The 16,819-nt window shown below is 73.7% G+C and carries 7 protein-coding genes, 1 tRNA gene and 1 other RNA gene; 8 read left to right on the top strand and 1 reads right to left on the bottom strand.

All coding sequences use genetic code 11. The features are described from left to right. Positions 1–112 precede the first annotated feature (112 nt). From ACZ6MA_RS29190 to ACZ6MA_RS29165, 6 genes are all read left to right on the top strand, one after another. Positions 113–1,048 carry an ornithine carbamoyltransferase gene (locus ACZ6MA_RS29190; RefSeq protein ID WP_469437337.1) on the top strand — a complete coding sequence of 312 codons (936 nt, stop codon included), beginning with the start codon at positions 113–115 and terminating at the stop codon, positions 1,046–1,048. Between the two features lie 111 nt (positions 1,049–1,159). Then, on the top strand, positions 1,160–3,085 hold the full coding sequence (locus ACZ6MA_RS29185; RefSeq protein ID WP_469437335.1) for a non-ribosomal peptide synthetase: 1,926 nt from the start codon (positions 1,160–1,162) through the stop codon (positions 3,083–3,085). After that, positions 3,075–10,280, top strand: a complete 7,206-nt coding sequence (locus ACZ6MA_RS29180; protein ID WP_469437333.1) for an amino acid adenylation domain-containing protein — start codon at positions 3,075–3,077, stop codon at positions 10,278–10,280. Before ACZ6MA_RS29185 ends, ACZ6MA_RS29180 begins: the two co-directional genes overlap by 11 nt. Positions 10,281–10,440: 160 nt before the next feature. Further along, entirely contained in the window at positions 10,441–11,421 is a 981-nt protein-coding gene (gene sbnA, locus ACZ6MA_RS29175) for a 2,3-diaminopropionate biosynthesis protein SbnA (RefSeq protein WP_469437331.1), read from the top strand. Positions 11,422–11,512: 91 nt separating this feature from the next. Beyond that, entirely contained in the window at positions 11,513–12,514 is a 1,002-nt protein-coding gene (gene sbnB / locus ACZ6MA_RS29170; protein WP_469437329.1) for a 2,3-diaminopropionate biosynthesis protein SbnB, read from the top strand. An 83-nt stretch (positions 12,515–12,597) separates the two neighbouring features. Further along, positions 12,598–13,695 (top strand): helix-turn-helix transcriptional regulator, encoded by a 1,098-nt coding sequence (locus ACZ6MA_RS29165; protein ID WP_469437327.1) that lies wholly within the window; start codon positions 12,598–12,600, stop codon positions 13,693–13,695. Between the two features lie 231 nt (positions 13,696–13,926). On the opposite strand, the gene ACZ6MA_RS29160 is transcribed toward ACZ6MA_RS29165, so the two are convergent. Continuing rightward, positions 13,927–14,011, bottom strand: a tRNA-Ser gene (locus ACZ6MA_RS29160). Positions 14,012–14,143: 132 nt separating this feature from the next. Between ACZ6MA_RS29160 and ffs the strand changes: the two genes are divergently transcribed. Both ffs and ACZ6MA_RS29150 read left to right on the top strand, forming a co-directional pair. Further along, positions 14,144–14,238, top strand: an RNA gene (ffs, locus tag ACZ6MA_RS29155) — signal recognition particle sRNA small type. Positions 14,239–14,360: 122 nt separating this feature from the next. Beyond that, positions 14,361–16,754, top strand: coding sequence for a DNA polymerase III subunit gamma and tau (locus ACZ6MA_RS29150; protein WP_469437325.1), 2,394 nt, complete (start codon positions 14,361–14,363; stop codon positions 16,752–16,754). The last annotated feature ends 65 nt before the right edge of the window (positions 16,755–16,819 follow it).

Here is a 16,819-nt window from a genome sequence, read left to right as displayed (position 1 = left end):
GTCGCGCCGTGAGCCCCGCACCGCTACAGCGGCCGGCCGGGCTCCCGGGCAGCGACGGTGAACTGAAATGACGGGCCGGAACACACCACCGGCGCGTCGTGAAAGGTAGACAGTGAGCAACGCCTCGGTGCGACACCTGATTTCCACCAAGGACCTGACCGACTCCGAACTGCGCGCCCTGGTCGAAAGGGGCGCCGAATTCTCCCGTGGCGCGGTCCGCTCCGGTGACCAACTGGCGGGCCTCGTCGCCGGCGTCTATTTCCTGAAGACGTCCACGCGGACCCGCGTGTCCTTCTCTTCCGCCGCCCTGCGGCTCGGAGCGAAACTCATCTCCTTCGGCCCCGGAGACCTCCAGACGAACACGGGCGAAACCCTGGAGGACACCGTCGAGGTGCTGTCCCGGATGCTGGACCTGCTGGTGGTGCGCACCGCCGGCGACCCGGCCGAACTGCGGACCCTCGCCGCCCAGGGGCGGATGTCCGTGGTCAACGCGATGACCGCCGACGAACACCCCACCCAGGCGATCGCCGATCTGACCACGATGCTCCGCCACTTCGGCCGGATCGAGGGCCTGCGCGTGTGCTACCTCGGCGAGGGCAACAACACCGCCGCCGCGCTGGCGCTGACCCTGAGCCGGTTCCGCGACGTGGAGCTGGAACTGCGCACCCCGCCCGGCTACGGCCTGGACGGCGCGGTGCTGCGGCAGGCACGGGAGTACGCGAAGACCAGCGGTGCGCGGATCGAAGAGCTGCACTCCATGGAGAGCCCCCCGGTCGGCTTCGACGTCATCTACACCACGCGGTGGCAGACCACGGGCACCAGCAAGGCCGACCCCGACTGGCGTGCGGTCTTCGCGCCGTTCCAGGTGACGGCGGCGCTGTGGGACAAGAGCCCCGACGCCGTCTTCCTGCACGACCTGCCGGCGCACCGCGGCGAGGACGTCACCGCCGAGGTCCTGGACGGCCCGCGCAGCCTGGCCTTCGACCAGGCGGAGAACAAGATGTACGCGGCGATGTCCGTCCTGGAATGGTGCGCGGCGCTTCGGTGAACGCCGCACCCGCCGTCCGCTGAGGCGGCGGCACGCTGGGCCGCCCGGTGGTGAGCGCTGTCCGAGGACAGGCGCCCGGCGGCCATCCGACGACGGGGGAGATGGACCGATATGAATCCGCTGCTCGCCACCGAGTCCCGGGCGATGTGGGAAGTGTGGAACGACACCGCCAGGGACGGGCTGGTCAAGACGCTTCCCGAGCTGGTGGAGGCACAGGCCCGGCGCACACCCGACCGGGTGGCCGTGGTGCACGACCGTGAGGTCTTGACGTACCGGGAACTGAACGCCCGGGCCAACCAGTTGGCCCGGGAGGTGATGGCACGGGGAGCCGGGCCGGAGGACCTGGTGGCCGTGGCCCTGCCCCGGTCGGCCGGGACGCTGGTCGCCCTCCTCGCCGTGGCCAAGTCCGGCGCGGCCTGGGTCCCGGTCGACACCGAGTACCCGGCCGCCCGCATCACGGCGTTGTACACCTCCGCGGCGCCGGTGCTGACCCTCACCACCGAGGCCGTCGCACCGAAGCTGCCGGAAGGGACCGCGCGCCTCACGGTGGACGCGCCGGAGGTCGCCGCGTCGGTGGCGGACCGGCCGCGGCACGACGTGCGCGACGCGGAGCGGACCACCGCGCTCCGGCCCCAGCACGCCGCCTACGTCATCCACACCTCCGGCTCCACCGGCCTGCCCAAGGGCGTGGTCGTCACGCACACGGGCCTGGCCAGCCTGGCGGCGGACCACATCGAGCGGTTCGGCATCACCGAGGGGGACGGCGTACTGCAGTTCGCGTCGTTCAACTTCGACTGCTCCGTCGGTGACCTGCTGATGGCGCTGTGCTCGGGCGCGGCCCTGATCATCCGCCCGGCGGACTGCCTGTCCGGACACGACCTCGGCACGCTCGTCGACCGGGCAGGCGTCACCCACGTGACCATCCCGCCGCAGGTGCTCGCGGCCCTGCCGCCCGCCGAGTACCGCACGCTGCGGACCATCGCCACCGCCGGTGACGTGCTGCCCGGCAAGGTGGTGTCCCAATGGGCCCCCGGGCGGCGGATGTTCAACGCCTACGGGCCCACCGAGGCCACCGTGGACGCCGTGGCCGCGGAGGTCACCGCCGGCGTCCAGGTGCCGCCGATCGGCCGGCCCGTGGTCAACACCCAGGTCTACGTCCTCGACGCGGACCTGCGCCCCGTGCCCCTCGGGGAGGAGGGCGAGCTGTTCATCGCGGGCGCCGGACTCGCCCGCGGGTACCTGCGGCAGCCCGGGCTCACCGCCGAGCGGTTCCTGCCCTGCCCGTTCGGCGAGCCGGGTGCGCGCATGTACCGCACCGGCGACCTCGTCCGGTGGCGTCCCGACGGCGAGCTGGAGTTCCTGGGCCGGGCCGACCAGCAGGTCAAGATCCGCGGGTTCCGCGTCGAACCCGGCGAGGTCGAAGCGGCCCTGGAGACACACCCGGACGTCGCGGACAGCGTGGCCGTGGCCCGGGAGGACCAGCCGGGCGCCAAACGCCTGGTGGCCTACGCCGTACCGGCCGAAGGCGCCGCCACCGACCCGGCGGCACTGCGCCGGTACCTGGCCGAACGGCTGCCGGGCTACCTGGTGCCCAGCGCGGTCGTCCTGCTCGACGCGCTGCCGCTCAACCGCAACGGAAAGCTGGACCGGGGCAGCCTCCCTGCGCCCGGGCCGACCGGCGCGCCCTCCTCGCGCGCACCGCGCACCGCACGCGAGGAGCTGCTGTGCGAGCTGTTCGCCGAGGTGCTCGGCATCGACCGGGTCGGTGCCGACGACGCGTTCTTCGACCTGGGCGGGGACAGCGTGCTCGCCATCCGGCTCGTGGCCCGGGTCCGCGAGGCGGGCTGGGTGCTCGCCCCGAAGGACGTGTTCGCGCGGCAGCGGGCCGAGGCCCTCGCCGAACTCCTGGAGCCGGTGGCGGACCACCGGGCGCCGGCCACCGGATCCGGCACGAACGAGCAGTCCGGCACGGGTCCGCTCGCGCTCAGCCAAGAAGACATGGACGACCTCGCGGGGGAGTGGGCCAATGAGTTCTGACAGCGGGCGACTGGACGACATCCTGCCCCTGTCGCCGTTACAGGAGGGGATGCTCTTCCTCTCGCTGTACGACGATCAGGCCGTCGGCCTCTACATGCCGCAGATGGTGATCGAACTCGAAGGGCACGTCGACACGGCGACCCTGCGGGAAGCGATCGCGGCCTTGACGCGGCGCCACGCCATCCTCCGCGCCTGCTTCCGCATGAGCAAGAAGCAGGGCACACCCGCCCAGCTGATACCCGCCGCGGTGGACGTCCCGCTGTACGAGCACGACCTGTCCGCGCTCGCCGACGACGCCCGCGAGGCCGAACTCGCCCGCATCATGGCGGCCGACCAGGCCGTCCCGTTCGACCTGGCCAAGCCGCCGCTGCTGCGGTTCACCCTGATCCGGCACAGCCCCGAGCGCTGCCGGCTGGTGATGACGCACCACCACATCCTGCTCGACGGCTGGTCGATCCCGCTCCTGGTGGACGAGCTGCTCACCCTCTACCGGCAGCACGGGGACAGCACCGGGCTCCCGCCCGTCGTCCCCTACAAGAGCTACCTGGAGTGGCTGGCCGCCCAGGACCGGGCCACGGCACGCGAGGCGTGGCGGGAGGCGCTCGCCGGACTCGACGGGCCCACCCTGATCGCCCCGGACGCCGCCGGCCGGGTGACGGGGCCGCCCCGCACCGTGGAAGCGGCACTCGGGGAGCAGCGGACGGCGGCGCTCACCGCCCGCGCCCGCGGCCGCCTGCTCACCCTGAACACCGTCGTCCAGGGGGCGTGGGCACTGGCCCTGTCCCGCCTCACCGGCAGGGACGACGTGGTGTTCGGCACCACCGTCTCGGTCCGCCCGGCCGAGATCCCCGGCGTGGACCGGATCACCGGGCTGCTGATCAACACGGTGCCGGCGCGGCTGCGCGTGTCCTCCCGCGCACCGCTCGCGGAGATGATGAACGGCCTGCAGAACGAGCAGGCCGGGCTCCTCGCCCACAACAGCCTGGGGCTCACCGAGATCCAGCAGCTCGCCGGCGGCGGACCGCTCTTCGACACCCTCATGGTGTTCCAGAACTACCCCGCCCGCTCGGCCGGGGCGGACACCGGGCCCAGGGTCACCGACGCGTACGACATCGACGCGACGCACTACCCGCTCGGGCTGACCGTCCTGCCGGGCCCCGACCTGCGGCTGCGCCTGGACCACCAGAGCGCGGTGCTCGACGACGCCACCGCGGACCGGCTCCTGGACTGGGTGGTGCGGCTGCTCACCGCCTTCGCGGACGACCCGGACCAGCCCCTGAGCGCGGTCGACCTCCTGGGCCCGGCCGAGCGCGCACGCCTCCTGACCGAGTGGAACGACACCGCGCACCCGGTGCCCCCGGTCACCCTGCCCGAGCTGTTCGAGGAGCAGGCGGCCCGCACACCGGACGCGGTGGCCACCGTCTCCGACGGCACGGCCCTGACCTTCGCCGAGCTGAACGAACGGGCCAACAGGCTGGCCCGGGTGCTCGTCGCCCACGGCGCCGGAGCCGGCCGGCTCGTGGGCCTGTCGCTGCGCCACTCGCCCCGGCTGATGCCCGCCGTCCTCGCCATCGTCAAGACCGGCGCCGCGTACGTGCCCATCGACCCCGAATACCCGGCCTCCCGCATCACCCACCTGGTGACCGACTCGGCACCCGTGCTGGTCGTCACCACCGGCGAGGACGCGGCACGGCTCCCCGAGGGCACCGCGACGCTCCTCCTCGACGACCCCGCCGTCATCGCCGAGACCGCCGCCCGGCCGGCCACGAACCTCACCGACGCGGAGCGCACCGCCCCGCTGCACCCGGCGGACGCCGCGTACGTCATCTACACCTCCGGCTCCACCGGCGTCCCCAAAGGCGTGGTGATCGAGCACCGCAACATCGTCAACCTCTTCCACAACCACCGCGAGGAGTACTTCCGCCCCGCCGCCCGGCGGGCCGGAGCCGACCGGCTGCGGATGGCCCTGTCGTCGTCGATCTCCTTCGACGCGTGGGTCGCCGGCACCCTGTGGATGCTCGACGGCCACGAACTGCACCTGGTCGACGACGTGTGCCGCTACGACCCGGCGGCCTTCGTGCGCTTCGTCGACGAGCAGCGCATCGACATCGTGGACGTCACCCCCTCCTTCGCCGAACAGCTGCTGCTCGCCGGGCTCCTGCGGGGCCGCCACCCCGCCATCCTGGTCATGGGCGGCGAGGCGATCCCCGAGGCGCTCCTCGCCGAGATCGACGCGGTGCCCGGCCTGGAGACGTACAACTGCTACGGCCCCACCGAATGCACCGCCGACGCCACCAGCCCGCAGCGGCTGCGCGGCACCACCGGCCAGAACACCGGCCGCCCCGTGTGGAACGGCCGCGCCTACGTCCTGGACGCCGACTACGCGCCCACCCCCGTCGGCGTCGTCGGCGAGCTGTACATCGCGGGCGCCGGCGTCTCCCGCGGCTACCTGGGCCGCCCCGGACTGACCGCCGACCGCTACCTCCCCTGCCCGTTCGGCCGGGGCGAGCGGATGTACCGCACCGGCGACCTCATGCGCTGGCTGCCGGACGGGAAACTCCAGTACGTCGGCCGCGCCGACGAACAGGTGAAGATCCGCGGCTTCCGCGTGGAGCTGGGCGAGATCGAGGCCGTGCTCCAGCAGCGGGACTCCGTCGCGCAGGCCACCGTGCTGGCCCGCGAGAGCGCGGCCGGCGGCAAACAGCTCGTCGCCTACGTGGTGCCGGCCAAGGACGCGGACGTGGCCCCCACGACGCGCGCCGGCGCGTACGGCGAGGCCCTGCGCCGGTACGCCGCCGAGCGGCTCCCCGACTACATGGTCCCCGTCGCCGTGGTGGTCGTGGACCAGCTCCCCCTGACCCCCAACGGCAAGCTGGACCGGGCCGCCCTGCCGGCACCCGAACTGTCCGGCCTCGCCTCCAGCCGGGCACCGCGTACCCCCCTCGAAGAGAAACTGTGCGGGCTGTTCACCGAGATCCTCGGCGGCGAACGCATCGGCATCGACGACAGCTTCTTCGACCTGGGCGGCAACTCGCTGCTCGCCATGCGGCTCACCTCACGCGTCCGCACCGTCCTCGACGCCGAACTCCCCGTCCGTGCCGTCTTCGACGCCCCGACCGTGGCCGCTCTCGCCGGAGAACTCGGCGCGGCGCGCGGCACCGGCCCCGCCCTGCGCCCGAGGCCCCGTGACGCCGGCACACCGGCTTCCTCCGGCCAGCGCCGCCTGTGGTTCCTGGACACGATGGACCCCGAGCACTCCCCGTACAAGATCCCGCTGGCCCTGCGGCTGGACGGCGAACTCGACCGGGAGGCGTTGCGGCACGCCCTGGCGGACGTCGTGGAGCGGCACGAGGTGCTCCGCACCGTCTACCCCGAGCGCGACGCCGAGCCGCACCAGCTGGTGCTGCCCGCCCACACGGCCACCCCCGCGCTCGCGGTACGGCCGGTCACCGAGTCGGACCTGGCGGCCGAGCTGGTCACCGAGACGTTCCGGCCCTTCGACCTGCGCGTCGAACCGCCCCTGCGCGCCACCTTGTTCACCCTGGGCGAGCGCTCCCAGGTGCTCCTCCTGGTCGTCCACCACATCGCGGCCGACGGCTGGTCGATGGGTCCGCTGACCCGGGACCTGTCCCGCGCCTACGCGGCCCGCACCCGCCACACGGCACCGGACTGGGAGCCGCTGCCCGTCCAGTACGCCGACTACGCCGCCTGGCAGCAAGAACGCCTCGGCTCCGAGGACGACCCCGGCAGCCTCGTCTCCCGGCAGCTCGCCTACTGGACCACCACCCTGGCCGGGCTCCCCGACGAACTGGCCCTGCCCACCGACCAGTCACGCCCCGGCGTGAGCGGCAACCACGGCGCGGCCGAACTGTTCACGGTGGACGCCGAACTGCACACGGCCCTCACCCGCCTGGCCGCCCAGCGGCAGGCCAGCCTGTTCATGGTGGTGCACGCCGCGCTGGCGGCCCTGCTCCACCGGCTCGGCGCGGGCACCGACATCCCCATCGGCACACCGGTCGCCGGCCGGGCCGACGCCGCCCTGGACGACCTCGTCGGCTTCTTCGTGAACTCCCTGGTCCTGCGCACCGACACCTCCGGCGACCCGACCTTCGACGAACTCCTCCACCGCGTACGGCAGGCCGACCTCGCCGCCTACGCCCACCAGGACGTGCCCTTCGAGCGGCTGGTGGAAGCGGTCAACCCCGCCCGCGCGGCCGGCCGCAACCCCCTCTTCCAGGTCGAGCTGAACGTCCTGGAGAACGCCGACGACGCGGTGGAGTTCCCGGGCCTGACCGCCGCCGTGGAGCCGGTCGGCGCCGCCACCGTCCCCTTCGACCTCTCCTTCGAGCTGAACGCCACCACCGGCCCGGCGGGGCCCGCCGGGATCACCGGACGGCTGGACTACAGCACCGAGCTGTTCGACCCGTCCACCGCGCGCGCCCTCACCGAGCGCCTGCGCCGGGTGCTGCGGCAGGTGGCGGCCGACCCGGCCCTCCGGCTCGGCGACCTCGACATCCTGGGCGAGGCCGAACGCGACCTGCTGCTGAAGGAGTTCAACCGCAGCGAACGCCCGACGGACCTCACCGACGTGGTGGCCCGCGTCCAACAGCTCGCCGCCGCGACACCGGAAGCCATCGCCCTCGCCGACGACCACGGCGAGCTGGACTACGCCACGGTCGCGGGCCGGGCCTCCGCGCTGTCGCGCCGGCTGGCCGCGGCGGGCGTGGGCCCCGGCACCGTGGTGGCCGTCTTCGCCCACCGCTCGGCCGCCGTGCCCGTCGCGCTGCTCGGCATCCTCGGCGCCGGCGCCGCGTACCTGCCGCTGGACCCCTCGGGCCCCGCCGCCCGCAACGCCGACATGATCACCCGCGGCGGGGCGCGCGCCCTGCTCTGCGACCCCGCCCACACGGCGGCGGCGCGGGCACTCGCCGCGACGGCGGGCGGCGACGTGACGGTGCTGGAACTCGGCGGGGAACGCGACGCGCCCGACGCGCTCGCCCCGCCGGCCGGAACGCCCGACGACGTGGCGTACATCCTGTTCACCTCCGGGACCACCGGGCGCCCCAAGGGCGCGATGGTGCACCGCCGCGGCATGCACAACCACCTGCTCGCCAAGGTCGAGGACCTCTCCCTCACCGCGTCCGACAGCGTGCTGCAGAACGCGCCGCTGAGCTTCGACATCTCGGTGTGGCAGATGCTCACCGCGCTCGTCGTCGGAGGACGCACCCGGATCGCCGGCGACGACCTGGTGGCCGACCCGGACCGGCTGTTCGCCATGGTCGTCGCCGAAGGGGTCACCGGCGTCGAAGTGGTGCCCTCACTGCTGCGCACCGCCCTGGACGGGTGGGACATCACCGGTGACGCCCCCGCGCTGCCGGATCTGCGCTGGCTGATGGTCACCGGCGAGGCACTCGCCCCCGACCTGTGCGTGCGCTGGTTCGCCCGCTTCCCCGGCATCCCGCTGGTCAACGCGTACGGCCCCACCGAGTGCTCGGACGATGTCACCCACGCCTGGCTGCGCGCCGACACCCCGCCCGCGGCCGGCCGGCGGGTGCCGATCGGCCGCGTCATCCGCAACACCCGGCTCTACGCCCTCGACCCCGACCTGCGGCCCGTGCCGCTCGGCGCGGTGGGCGAGCTGTACGTCGGCGGCACCGGCGTCGGCTACGGCTACATCGGGGACGCGGCGAAGACGGCGGACGCCTTCCTCCCCGACCCGTTCTCCGGGCAGCCGGGCGCCCGCCTGTACCGGACCGGCGACCAGGTGCGGTACCGGCCCGACGGGCAACTGGAGTTCCTCGGCCGCAACGACCACCAGGTCAAGATCCGCGGGCAGCGCATCGAACTCGACGAGGTGGAAGCCGCGTTGCGCGCCGCCCCCGGGGTCCGGGACGCCGTCGTCACCGTCCACGCCGACGCCGCCGGGCACAACCGGCTGGTCGGCCACTACACCGGGGAAGCCGCCCCCGAGACGGTCCGCGCCGCCGTCACCGGCCACCTCACGGCCGCGATGGTGCCCGCGGTGCTCGTCCCGCTGGAGGAACTCCCGCTGAGCGACAACGGGAAGGTGGACCGTAAACGACTGCCGGAGCCGGACCTGCCCGCCGCCGGCACCGGGCGCGCCCCCGCCACCGCGCGCGAGAAGGTGCTGTGCGAGATCTTCGCGGAGGTCCTGGGCGTGCCGTCGGCCGGTGTGGACGACGACTTCTTCGACCTCGGCGGCCACTCGCTGCTGGCCACCCACCTCGCGACCCGGGTGCGCGCGGCCCTGGGCGTACGGCTCCCGGTGCGCCTGCTGTTCGAAGCGCCCACGGTCGCGGCGCTGGCCGCCCGTCTGGGAACCGACGACCGCACGGCCGGCCTGGGCGTCGTCGTGCCCCTGCGCCGCACGGGCGCACTCCCCCCGCTGTTCTGTATCCACCCGGCCAGCGGCCTGGCCTGGCCCTACGCCCGGCTGGTCGGTCTGCTCGACGGCGAGCGGCCCGTCTACGGCATCCAGGCCCGCGGCCTCACCCGCCCCGACCTGGCGCCCGCCACCACCGCGGAGATGGCCGCCGACTACGCCGAGGAGATCCGGGCCGTCCAGCCGGACGGCCCCTACCACCTGCTCGGCTGGTCCTGGGGCGGCCGGATCGCCCACGAGGTCGCGGTGCGCCTGCGGACACTCGGCCACGAGGTCGCCCTGCTGGCGATCCTGGACGCGGAACCGTCCGCCGACGAGCCGGAGGTGCCCGGCGAGGCGGAGTTCGTCACCCACCTGACGCACGAGGCGGGGCTCGACCTCGGCGTGCTGGGCGACGGCCCGCCGACCCTGGACGCGTTCCGCGCGAGCTTCGGCGACGGCGATGCCGCCGTGACCCGGACGCTCGACGGGACCGGCTCCCCCCTGGCCGGCCTGGAGGAGGAAGCACTCCGGGCGGTGTACGCCACCTTCCGCAACGAGGCGGGAATCGGAGCGGAGCCACCCGCCCGGCCCTACGACGGTGACCTGCTGTTCTTCACCGCCGGGCGGGACGAGCAGGAGCACGGCTCACCGGCCGGGCTGTGGCAGCCGTACGTCACCGGCACGGTCCACAACCACGTCGTGGACTGCCACCACCTGGAGATGACCGCTCCCGGGCCGCTCTCCGAGATCGCGGCGGTCGTCGAGAAGCACCTGAGCGCCGTCGGGGGCGCCGTGTCCCGCCGTCGCTGAAGAACGGCCGGGCGCCGCGCCGCCCCGATCAGGCACCCGTGGCCCCCGGGCCACGGGTGCGCCACCCGAGCACGTCCGACGTGTCCACCCCCCGTTGCTGTCCGGTGCGCACCGACCCGGGCTTGCGACAACCTCGCGGGCCGGCAGAAAGACAACCGACATGATCTTCGAAAGCGCCGCTGATGTCGTCATCGATGATGTATTCCTCCACCTGCCCGGCTTCCTCGCCACCGGCGAGGTGTTCCTGAAGCTGGAGGGGCTCAACCCCGCCGGCTCGGTCAAGCTCAAGACCGCCGTCGCCCTGATCGAGTCGCTGGAACGGGCGGGCTCGCTGCGCCCCGGCTCCCGGATCGTGGAGTCCTCGTCGGGCAACCTGGGCGTCGCCCTCTCGGTGGCGTGCGCGGCCAAGGGCTACGCGCTGACCGTGGTCACGGACCCCAACGCGGCCCGGCACTCGGTCCGCGTCATGGAGAGCCTGGGCACCGACGTGGTCGTGGTGACCACCCGGGACGCGCAGGGCGGCTATCTGAACACCAGGATCAACTACATCCACCAGCGCCTCGCCCAGGACCCGGACCTGGTCTGGCTCAACCAGTACGCCAACCCCGCCGGGGTCACCGCGCACCGCGACCGCACCGCCGCCGCCGTGCACCGGGGGCTCGGTACCGTCGACGTCCTCTTCGTCGGGGCGGGCACCACCGGAACCCTGATGGGGTGCGTGGAGTACTTCGGCCGGCACAGCCCGGCCACCCGTCTCGTGGCCGTCGACTCGGTCGGCTCGATCACCTTCGGCGGCCCCGCGGCCCCCCGGTTCATCCCCGGCCTCGGCGCCAGCCGGCGGCCCGAAGTGTTCACCGACAGCGGCACGTTCGAGAAGGTCCTCGTCGCCGAGGCCGACACGGTGGCCATGTGCCGGTGGGTCGCCGAGACGTACGGCCTGCTGGTCGGGGGCTCCACCGGAACCGTGCTCGCCGCCGTGCAACAGCTCGGCCCCACCCTGCCCGAAGGGGCCCGGGTGGCCGTGATCTCCCCGGACATGGGCGACAAGTACATCGACACGGTCTACTCCGACACCTGGGTCGCCGAGCGCTACGCCGACATCCCGCAACTGGCCGGTCTGGACCGCGTCACCACCACGTGAGGACCCCGCCACGCCGGCCGGACCCCGCCTCGTAAGCCACCCCCGACCCCCCCCCCCCGACCAATTTCCCGATCGTGAAAGGTGACGCACCATGTCCCGCTTCTTCGCCATCCCCGGCCAGGCCGTCTCCAACGTCCTGACCGACGCCCACAAGGACGTCCTGCGCATCGTCGCCGACACCTACATCGCCCACGAGCAGGGGCTGTCGGTGAACCCCGACAGCTACTTCCTGCGCTTCCCCGAGAAGCCCAACGCCCGGGTCATCGCCCTGCCCTGCTACCTCGGGGGCGAGGTGGACACCATCGGGATGAAGTGGATCGCCAGCTTCCCCGACAACGTCAAGGAGGGGCTGCCCCGCGCCTCGGCGACGCTGCTGCTCAACGACTACGCCACCGGCTTCCCGCTGGCCTGCATGGAAGCCGCGGGCATCAGCGCCGCACGCACCTCCGCCTCGGCCGCCGTCGCCGCCTCGAAGCTGCTCGACACCACCGGGCCGGTCACCCTCGCGGTCGTCGGCGCGGGCGTCATCGCCCGCACCATCATCGACTACCTGCACGCCGAGGGCCTGCCGGTCTCCGACGTCCTTGTACACGACCTCGACCCCACCAGCGCGGGCCATCTGACCGACCACGCCGAGGCGCGCTTCGGCGTCCCCGTCGGCACGGGCACGCTGGACGACGCCCTCACCCGGGACCTGGTGGTCTTCGCGACCACCGCGGCCACGCCCTACGTGCCCGCGGACACCGCGCTGCGGCCCGGCCAGGTGCTGCTGAACGTCTCCCTGCGCGACCTCGCCCCCGAGCTTCTCCTGCGCTGCAACAACGTCGTGGACGACGTCGACCACTGCCTCAAGGCCCAGACCTCACCGCACCTGGCCGAACAGCTCACCGGCGGACGCGACTTCATCACCGGCACCCTCGGCGCCCTGCTCCAGGGCGAGATCGCCCTCGACGCGGCCAAGCCGACGGTCTTCTCGCCGTTCGGCCTCGGCATCCTCGATCTCGCGGTCGGCCACTACGTCCTGCAGGAGACCCGGAGCCGGGGCACCGCGATCGAGATCCCGGGCTTCATCGGCGAGACCAAGCGCTGGTAACCCACCCCGACCGGAGAAACCGCGCTCGGCGGCGGCACGCCGCGCGACGGCCGAACACCCGTGGCCAAGGAGGGGCTCAGGAGATGGACATACGGCAACTGGCCGCCCTCGCCCCGCTGGAACCCGGGGCGCTGGAGGTCTACGAGCACGCGTCGCGTGCCACGAGCATCACCCTGTCCGAACTCGTCCGGCTCACGGGCCGGCCGGAGGACGACGTGGTGGACTCGGTCCGGATCCTGCTGCGGCTGCGGCTGCTGCAACCCCTGCAGGGCGACACGACCAGGCTGACCGCCGTCTCCCCGGACAGTGCCGAACTGCTCGTCCTCAAGCCCGCCGCACGTCAGATCGCGCAGTTCCAGGAGGCACTGGCGCACGTACGCGCCGAACTCTCGGCCCTGTCCGGCCTCTACCACGACGGCGTCGTGCACCGGCTGCGCGGGGAGAGCACCGAGGTCGTCACCGGCCCGGCCCACGTCGGCGCGTACGTGGAGGACCTGGTCGCCAACGCGGCCCGGGAGATCCTCGTCGCCCAGCCGGGCCGCGCCGGGCAGGACGCGTCCTGGGAACCCTCCGCACGGGCGGAGGCGGCACTCGCCCGCGGCGTCCCGACGCGCACGCTCTACCAGCACACCGCCCAGTTCGACCCCGCGGCCGTCTCCCGCGCCGAGCGGCTGACCGACCGGGGCGGGCAGGTCAGGACCCTCGGCGACCGCTTCGCCCCGGCCCTGGTCGTCGACCGCGACATCGCCGTCGTCCCACTGCGCGGCGACCCGAGCGGCGTGGTGATCGTCCGGGACCCCAGCATCGTGGACTTCATGGCCACCACCTTCGAACGGCACTGGGCCCAGGCCACACCGTTCCCCGCCAAGCTGGGACGCGAGCAGGCCATCGCCGCGTCCGACGCCATGAAGTCCGACATCGTCCGGCTGCTGATCGAGGGCGAGGACGACAAGGCCATCGCCCGCCGCATGGGCATGTCGGTGCGGACCTGCCAGCGCCACATCAACGAGATCATGAAGCGCCTGGGCGCCCGCACCCGGATGCGCGCGGGCTACCTCATCCACCAGTCGGAGTCCCACACGGAAGCGTCCGCGTCCGCCGACGCGGCCTCTCCCACGCCGGACCTGGAGACCACCGAGCCCCACCGGTGGTTCGCCGACCACGGGGCGGCCAGACAGTGAGCCGCCCCCGGGAGCGCCCACCGCCGAGCGGATGTGACGCACGTCTCCGCACCGATCAACTGACGGCCCGCGCACGGCCCGTATGCCGGTCGTATCCGGCGGGGTTCCGCCCGGGCACCGACGCGTCGAGGCGCGCCCGGGCGCCGCGATGTGCCGCAACGTGCCGCAATCACGAAGGCCCCGACCGGTTTCCCGGTCGGGGCCTTCGTTAGTGCCCGGTGAGGCACTGTGCGGAGGATACGAGATTCGAACTCGTGAGGGGTTGCCCCCAACACGCTTTCCAAGCGTGCGCCCTAGGCCACTAGGCGAATCCTCCGGGGCAAACAATACAAGACGTTGGGGGGTGCTCGCGAACATCGCTTCCGGAGGCGGGAGGGGTGGAGGGTGCGGGGCGGATCCGGGGGAGGGGGAGGGCGCGAGCAGGGCCCGGGATCGGCTAGGCTGAGGGCAAGCCCCTCACGTGGCGCTATCTCACCTAACTCCCCCAGGGCCGGAAGGCAGCAAGGGTAAGTGGGCTCTGGCGGGTGCGTGGGGGGCCCTTGCGTTCCCCGGGGCCCCCGAGAGGGGTGTGACGGGGGTCGCGACAAGGGGCCGTGACGGCCCCCGGCGGGGGCCCGGGCTGTGATCGAGACCACTTGTCAGTGCGGCCCGATATCGTCGTAGGTGTGTCGTCCCTCGCGCTATACCGCCGCTACCGCCCCGAGTCCTTCGCAGAGGTCATCGGGCAGGAGCATGTCACCACCCCGTTGCAGCAGGCGCTGCGCAACAACAGGGTCAATCACGCGTATCTGTTCAGCGGTCCGCGCGGCTGTGGCAAGACGACCAGCGCGCGCATCCTCGCCCGCTGTCTGAACTGCGAGCAGGGCCCCACGCCCACCCCGTGCGGCACCTGCCAGTCCTGCCAGGACCTCGCGCGCAACGGGCGCGGTTCCCTCGATGTGATCGAGATCGACGCCGCGTCCCACGGTGGCGTGGACGACGCCCGTGACCTGCGGGAGAAGGCCTTCTTCGGGCCCGCCTCCAGCCGCTACAAGATCTACATCATCGACGAGGCGCACATGGTCACCTCGGCGGGCTTCAACGCCCTGCTGAAGGTGGTCGAGGAGCCGCCGGAGCACCTCAAGTTCATCTTCGCGACCACCGAGCCCGAGAAGGTCATCGGGACGATCCGGTCGCGTACGCACCACTACCCCTTCCGGCTCGTCCCGCCGGGCACGCTGCGCGATTACCTGGGCGAGGTCTGCGGCCGCGAGGCGATCCCCGTCGAGGACGGGGTGCTGCCGCTGGTGGTGCGGGCCGGCGCCGGCTCCGTGCGTGACTCGATGTCCGTGATGGACCAGCTGCTGGCCGGTGCCGCCGAGGACGGTGTGACCTACGCCATGGCGACGTCCCTCCTCGGCTACACGGAAGCCTCGCTGCTCGACTCGGTGATCGACGCCTTCGCGGCCGGCGACGGCGGCGCGGCCTTCGAGGTCGTCGACCGCGTCATCGAGGGCGGCAACGACCCGCGCCGCTTCGTCGCGGACCTGCTGGAGCGGCTGCGCGATCTCGTGATCCTCGCCGCCGTGCCCGACGCGGTGGAGAAGGGGCTCATCGACGCCCCCGTCGACGTCGTGGAGCGCATGCAGGCGCAGGCGTCCGTCTTCGGCGCCGCCGAGCTGAGCCGCGCCGCCGACCTGGTCAACGAGGGACTCACGGAGATGCGCGGGGCGACGTCCCCGCGGCTCCAGCTGGAGCTGATCTGCGCGCGGGTGCTGCTGCCCGCCGCCTTCGACGACGAGCGGTCCGTCCGGGCCCGGCTCGACAAGCTGGAGCGCGGCGCCCTCGCCGGTGCCTTCGTGGGCGCCCCGCAGGGCGGCCCCGCGATGGGGTACGCCCCCGGCCCGCAGGGGCACGACCCGACGGCCGCCTCCGGCCTCACCGGCCCCGCCGCCGCCCGCGCGGCGGTATCGGGCGCCCCTGCCGCCGCCCCGGCCCCTCCCGTCGCCCCCGCGGCCGCCGAGCCGCAGCCCGTACAGCCAGAGCCCGTCCAGCCGCAGCAGGCCCCGGCCGTCCAGCCGCCCGCCGCTCCCGCGCCACAGGCCGGTGCCTGGCCCACCACGGCCGGCAGCCCCGAGAGCGGCACGCCGGGCCCGGCGAGCGGCACGGCGAGCGGCGGCAGGCCCGGAGCCTGGCCCTCCGCTGCCACGCCCGGTTCCGCCCCTTCCGCACCGGCCGCTCCCGCACCATCGGCCGCTCCCGCCCCCCAGGCCGGTGCCTGGCCCTCCGCCGCCGCCCCCGGGCAGGGAGCACCCGCCCCGGCGGCGGCCCCGGCCCCCTCCGGTGGCGGCGCGTACGGCCAGCAGTCGGCACCGAGCGGAGACCCCGCGCAGGTCCGGCAGATGTGGCCGCAGATCCTGGACGCGGTCAAGAACCGCCGTCGTTTCACGTGGATTTTGCTCAGCCAGAACGCCCAGGTCGTCGGCTTCGACGGCAGCACCGTCCAGGTCGGCTTCTCCAACGCCGGAGCGCGCGACAGCTTCGCCAACAGCGGCAGCGAGGACGTACTCCGTCAGGCCCTCAGTGACGCGCTGGGCGTGCAGTGGAAGGTCGAGCTGGTCGTCGACCCCTCTGGAGGCGGCGGCGCGCCCGGAGGCGGCTTCGGCGGCGGCCCGGGCGGTGGCGCGGGCGGCTTCGGCGGATACGGCGGCGGTTCCGGAGGCGGGCCCGGTGGCGCTCCCGGCGGTGGTCCGGGCGGCTTCGGCTCCGCCGGTTCCCCGGGCGGCTCCTCCGGCTTCTCCGGCGGTCACGGCGCCGCCCCCGCCGCGTCCCGCCCGGCGCAGGCCGCGGCACCCGCGACCCCGCCCGCGGCCCCCGCCCCCCAGGCCCCCGCGGGGCCCCCGGCCGGGCAGTTCCAGCAGTCCCAGCCGCGCCGGGAGGCCGAGCCGCGGCATGTCGCGATCGAGGACGACATGCCCGCCGAGGACGACCCGGATCTCGACGACACCGCGCTGACCGGCCACGATCTCATCGTGCGCGAGCTGGGCGCGACCGTCATCGAGGAGATCGCCAACGAGTAGGCGGCGTCCGGCCGCCGGGGGCCGCGGGCCGGGGCCCACGCGCCCGGCGCTGCCCGCGCTCCCGG

This window comes from Streptomyces sp. NPDC042259, assembly GCF_055582085.1.
This window is presented reverse-complemented; position numbering and strand designations above follow the sequence as displayed.